The organism is Sporomusa sp. (assembly GCF_057736855.1).
In genome coordinates, this window is record NZ_JBYKYF010000190.1 from 1 (window position 1) to 5935 (window position 5935).

Sequence of the window (5935 nt, forward strand, 5' to 3'; positions counted from 1 at the left end):
TTCCGCTTTTAAGATCATATCACCAGTATCCATACCCGCATCCATATACATGGTAGTAACACCAGTGGTGGTTTCCCCATTAATAATCGCCCAGTGGATCGGCGCAGAGCCGCGATATTTGGGTAAAAGCGAGGCATGTACATTAATACAGCCATAGGGCGGCAATTCTAACAGTCTTTTTGGTAGCAATTGTCCGAAAGCAACAACAATAATAATATCCGGATTAAGAGCGGCAATCTGATTATATACCTCTTCATCTTTTATACTAACAGGCTGCAAAACAGGCAGATTGTAGGTAAGCGCCGCTTCTTTAACTGGTGAGTAAGCCAGTTTTTGACCGCGACCTTTAGGACGATCAGGTTGAGTTATGACCCCAACTACAGGATAGCCTTCTTTCATAAGTACATCCAGACATGGCACTGCAAAGTCAGGTGTACCCATAAATACTGTACGTAATTTGCCCATGTCAACTACCCCTTATGAATGCTTTTCGCGAGTTCGATAAACAGAATGCCATTTAGATGGTCAATTTCATGTTGTAAAGCCCGTGCTAATAGGCCAGAACCTGAAATTCGGATTTTTTTGCCATAACGATTCAACGCTTCTACCGTTACTGTTGCATATCTCTCAACTTCCCCATACATCCCCGGAACACTCAGACAGCCTTCAGTACCAACCTCACAACCTTCATAGCTAATAATCTCCGGATTAATAAGTTCAATTACGCCATCGCCAACGTCAATTACCACGATTCGCAATGATACTCCCACTTGCGGAGCAGCCAATCCCACCCCGTCAGCAGCATACATAGTTTCAGCCATATCATCTAACAATTGTTTTATTTTGCGATCAATTTTTTCCACAGGCGCAGCAGTAGCTTTGAGAATTTTATCGCCTGCTTTTTTTATTTCCATTAATGGCATGTTTTTTTCCTCCTCTTTCTTTTCGGCCATTAGACAAATTTTATCACAGTTTAACAGGTCATAAAAGTACTAATTAGTGTGTCCATATAAGCGTAATAGTTAACTAACATATTACAGCCGAACTAAAGAACATTAACAGGATCTACATCAATAATAACGTCTTTGCGACTGCTAACATTCAAAGTCGCTAACAGACTGGTTAGTGCAGGTAAATCCAAAGTTTTAATCAAAATATTAACCCGGAAAATATCTTTTATTTTATAAACCGATGCTGGAAATGGTCCGATTATAGTAGCAGCCATTTTCTTCATTTGTTGAGTTAGCTCGACTGCCAATGTATTAGCATTTCGATAAGCAATGGTTTCGTCAGTTGCTTGTACGGTTATTTTTACCAGATTAATAAATGGCGGATAATGTAATTGACGCCGAAAAACAATTTCTTGTTCATAAAATGCAGAGTAATTATGTTCTGCTCCGGCCGTTATCGCATAATGCTCCGGATTATAGGTCTGCATAACTACCTGTCCGCGTTTTTTACCGCGCCCAGCTCTCCCAGCGGCTTGCGTCAATAACGCAAATGTTCTTTCAGCCGCCCGAAAATCCGGCAGATTAAGCGCAGTATCTGCCGATATAATCCCAACCGCCGTCACATTAGGAATATCGTGTCCTTTAGCAACCATTTGTGTGCCTAACAAAATATCATACATGCCGGCACTAAAAGCTGCCAGTATTTTATCATGTGCCATTTTTCCCCTGGTTGTATCCTGATCCATACGGACAATTTTCGCTGCAGGAAATAACTTGGTCAGCGCTTCTTCCACTTTCTGCGTACCTGTCCCAAAATAACGGATATACCGACTGCCACATTGTGGACAAATATCCGGAACAGCATGGCGTTCCTGACAATAGTGGCAGCGAAGGCTGTTGCCGAGTGTGTGGTATACCAGTGAAATATCACAATGTGCGCATTTTAGGACATGACCACATTCACGGCACAGGACAAATGTCGAATAGCCGCGCCGGTTAAGCAGGATGACTGCTTGTTCTTTTCTGGCTAACGTAGCAGCTAACATGTCCTGCATAGGCACTGAGATAACACTACGACGACCTTGGGCCAGTTCCTGGCGCATATCCACTACCGTAACTTGTGGCATTGGCACATTATCAATACGATGATGCAAAGAAATTAACGTATGAGTACCGTTACGCGCCTGAAAGTAAGTTTCCACAGCCGGGGTAGCGCTACCTAGTATAAGGACTGCATCAGATAATTGGGCACGAGTTAAGGCAACCTGCCGGGCATGGTAACGGGGAGATTCTTCCTGTTTGTAAGTAAATTCATGTTCTTCATCAATAATTATTATGCCCAAATCGTGAGTTGGTGCAAATAATGCCGAACGCGCACCAATAACAATGCCAGCCTGACCGGATTGGAGGCGCCGCCAAGCATCATGGCGCTCGCCTATAGACAATTTGCTGTGCATAACCACAACATCATTGCCAAAAGCCGCCTGAAACCGAGCAACAATCTGGCTTGTCAAAGCAATTTCCGGTACTAATACAATCGCTTGGCGATTGTGTCGCCGAACCTCAGCTACAGCCTTAATATAAATAAGAGTTTTACCACTACCAGTAACGCCATGGATAAGAAAAGATTTGTGCACTTTAGCTGCGATTACTGGAGTTATTAGCTGCAAAGCCTGCTGCTGCGATGGCGTCAACGTTACTTCGTCAGCTTGCTGTGGCAGACAATTATAGCTATTGCGCAGCACCGGTACACTCCGGCTGGTAATAATCCCTTGTTCAGTTAATTTTTTTACAGTAGCCTGACTAATTTTTAAGTCACGTAGCTGAGCCAAACTCAGTTCATTCTCCTGGATAAGTGCCAGCAAAAGTCGTTTCTGTGCCGCTTTGGCTTTGGGTAAAGTTTGTTCAACTTGAGCAGCCACCTCTTTACTGACAGCCAAATTAACAAGCGTCATTGTGCTGACTTTGCCGCGTTTATTAACACTATCTACAGGAATAATTAATTTGTGTTGCAAAAAAAATTTAATCATAGCATCTATATTACCAGATAGTTTGCTAAGGTCTTTGTAAGTAACTTGGCCGCGATCATAAATATAAGTAAGAGCTGTGCGGTATTCCTCTGGCTTACTATTTAGAAGAATAGCGATTTCTTCAAAAGTAAGTTCTTTAGATGCTTGATAGGCTTTTTGCGTTTTTACTCCCGATAAGCCAGGAATAAAAAGACGCATGGCTTCACCAAGAGAACAGAGATAATACTGGCTTATCCATGTAGCTGTTTTCAGCATGTTGTCATCAAACCAAGGATAATCATCAAGTATATCAAGAATAGCTTTTAAACCTTCGGTACTTTCCGTCGTTAAACCGACAACAAACCCTTCCACTTTCCTATTGCCAAACGGCACAAGTACGCGCCAGCCTATTTTGATTTCAGAAAAATGAGCAGGAATTAGGTAGGAAAAAGGCTTATTAATGTTACGGGTAGGAATATTTACAATAACTTGAGCAGTATTTGCCATTGTTTCACCCACAGATAGTTTTCTTAAATAACCAACGGCTTGCTTTAACCTGAGATAGTTGCTAGAACCGCCTTGTTTATCCAGGCTAAAGCTATACTTTCTTGCAGGATAAAGACAAGGGGACTATGCAGTCCCCTTGTCCTAATCGATACCATATACAAGTTATATTCGCTTTACAATGTCAAATACCTGCTACTGGTCTATCAGGATAATAATCAGTCATATCCCAATCTAGCCCAGTATCCATTGGTAAACGTTTAAAAAAACGTTTGACTCGGCGTCTTTTTTGCGGCGAAAAATGCAGCTTCATTATATCAGGCTCCTCAACCTTGAATTGAGTAACCGAGTGATTGTAACGTTTCTTCAATATATCCACTAGTTGTTATAGATTCATCATGATTGACAGCCACTTGCCCAGAAGCTAGGTCTACCTTTACGGATGAAACGCCGTGAAGGTGAGACAACGTATGCTCAATACGTTCCCGGCAGTGGTCGCCTTTGAGGCCCCCAACACGGTAAACGGATGTTTTGGTATTTTTCGGTGTAGCCAATAGAATACCTCCTTTTTTACTGAATTGAGTATCCAGTAATATTAGTATTACCATTGGCCTCTAATTCATTAGTTTTATCCGCACATTGCCTGTTTAAGACTTACATCCTATGTGAGCAGAACTAAGGCAACTCAATTACTTATAGATTAGCTTCTTTGCGAAGGATTTCGGCCTTATCGATACGCTCCCATGGCAAATCTATATCGGTGCGGCCAAAATGCCCGTAAGCGGCTGTTTGAGCATAAATCGGGCGCCGAAGATCCAGGGTTTTGATAATGCCTGCAGGCCGCAAATCAAAATGCTTGTTGATCAGTTCGACAATTTTTGCTTCAGGAATGGCTGCAGTACCAAAGGTTTCTACCATGACAGATACCGGCCGGGCCACACCGATAGCATAGGCTAATTGGATTTCGCACTTATCAGCTAAACCAGCCGCAACAACATTTTTTGCTACATAACGGGCGGCATAGGCAGCCGAACGGTCTACTTTGGTAGGATCTTTGCCAGAGAAAGCACCGCCACCATGACGAGCCATGCCACCATAGGTATCAACAATAATCTTGCGGCCAGTTAAGCCAGAATCACCTTGGGGTCCGCCTACTACGAAACGTCCTGTCGGATTAATATAATATTTCGTTTTCGCATCCAACAGTTCGCCAGGAACTACCGGGGCAATTACTTTGGCAATAATGTCCTTTTCGATCGTATCTCTATCGACTTCCGGGCTATGTTGAGTTGAAATTACGATAGTATCAACACGTACCGGTTTACCATCTTCATATTCAACAGTTACCTGGGTTTTTCCATCTGGACGGAGATAAGGAAGTTCGCCGTTTTTACGCACCTCGGCGAGACGACGGGCGGTTTTATGAGCCAGAGCAATGGGTAAAGGCATATATTCAGGAGTCTCGTTAGTTGCATAACCAAACATCATGCCTTGGTCACCGGCGCCAATAGCTTCAAAGGCATCCATGTGGCCTTGCTTGGCTTCGAGGGCTTTATCAACACCTAATGCAATATCGGGAGATTGTTCGTCAATAGAGATTAAAACACCGCAGGTTTCACTGTCAAAACCATATTTAGCCCTAGTATAGCCAATCTTTCTAATAGTTTCACGAACAATTTTAGGAATGTCTACATAGCCGTCAGTAGTAATTTCCCCTACTACATGTACAAAACCAGTAGTAACCAGTGTTTCACAAGCTACCCGGGCATTTGGGTCTTTGGCCAGAATAGCGTCAAGAACACTGTCGGAAATTTGATCGGCAATCTTATCAGGATGACCTTCGGTTACAGATTCAGATGTAAAGAGCATACGTTTTTTTTCCATAGGTGCTGTCCCTCCTAAGTTTCATATACAAATACAAAAGAAAACCTCCGCAAGGGAGGTTTGTGTTTTTTCACTCCCATCTCGCGGGTTTATCCGCCGGAATTGGCACCGTTTTAGTATAAAAACTAAATGGTTGCCGGGTTTCATCGGGCCAGTCCCTCCACCAACTCTTGATGAGTATAGCATATGCAATTTTAGCAACAAAAAAATTCTAATTCAAATAAACAAAAAAATCAAGCAGAATTTGTCAACATTAAACAGATTTTGTCTATGATGATTTCAGCCACCTGACGCTTAGTAAGCTGCGGCAATTCTTCAATCTGGCCGTTTTTATATATAAGTTTGACAATGTTTGTATCAATATTAAATCCTGCTCCTGGTAAAGTAACATCATTAGCCACAATCATATCAAGATTTTTATTGATTAGTTTTTCTTGCGCATGACTTAGCAGTTCTTGCGTTTCAGCCGCAAAACCAATGAGAAGCTGATGTTGTTTTCTTTCGCCTAACTCACGCAAAATATCGGGGTTTTTAACTAGGGATAAGGTTAGGGATTGACCCGTTTTTTTTATTTTTTGGTCAGCTACG

General features: G+C 42.3%; 7 protein-coding genes and 1 riboswitch. All 7 genes read right to left on the bottom strand.

Features of this window, described 5'->3' with window-relative positions; all coding sequences use genetic code 11:
- A partial coding sequence (fmt, locus tag AC29Z1_RS12105) for a methionyl-tRNA formyltransferase (RefSeq protein WP_488271721.1) occupies positions 1-465 on the bottom strand: 465 nt, incomplete at its 3' end.
- A gap of 5 nt (positions 466-470) precedes the next feature.
- A complete protein-coding gene (gene def, locus AC29Z1_RS12110; protein ID WP_488271722.1) occupies positions 471-923 on the bottom strand; it encodes a peptide deformylase in 453 nt (150 codons plus the stop codon).
- Between the two features lie 122 nt (positions 924-1045).
- Positions 1046-3478 (bottom strand): primosomal protein N', encoded by a 2433-nt coding sequence (gene priA, locus AC29Z1_RS12115; RefSeq protein WP_488271723.1) that lies wholly within the window; start codon positions 3476-3478, stop codon positions 1046-1048.
- Between the two features lie 169 nt (positions 3479-3647).
- Entirely contained in the window at positions 3648-3776 is a 129-nt protein-coding gene (locus AC29Z1_RS12120; RefSeq protein WP_488271724.1) for a hypothetical protein, read from the bottom strand.
- Between the two features lie 13 nt (positions 3777-3789).
- Entirely contained in the window at positions 3790-4017 is a 228-nt protein-coding gene (locus AC29Z1_RS12125) for a heavy-metal-associated domain-containing protein (protein ID WP_488271725.1), read from the bottom strand.
- A 139-nt stretch (positions 4018-4156) separates the two neighbouring features.
- A complete protein-coding gene (metK, locus tag AC29Z1_RS12130) occupies positions 4157-5347 on the bottom strand; it encodes a methionine adenosyltransferase (protein ID WP_488271726.1) in 1191 nt (396 codons plus the stop codon).
- 73 nt (positions 5348-5420) lie between these two features.
- A riboswitch (SAM riboswitch) is annotated at positions 5421-5527 on the bottom strand.
- Positions 5528-5580: 53 nt separating this feature from the next.
- Positions 5581-5935 (bottom strand): phosphopantothenoylcysteine decarboxylase domain-containing protein (locus AC29Z1_RS12135; protein WP_488271727.1); only part of this gene is annotated, 355 nt, incomplete at its 5' end.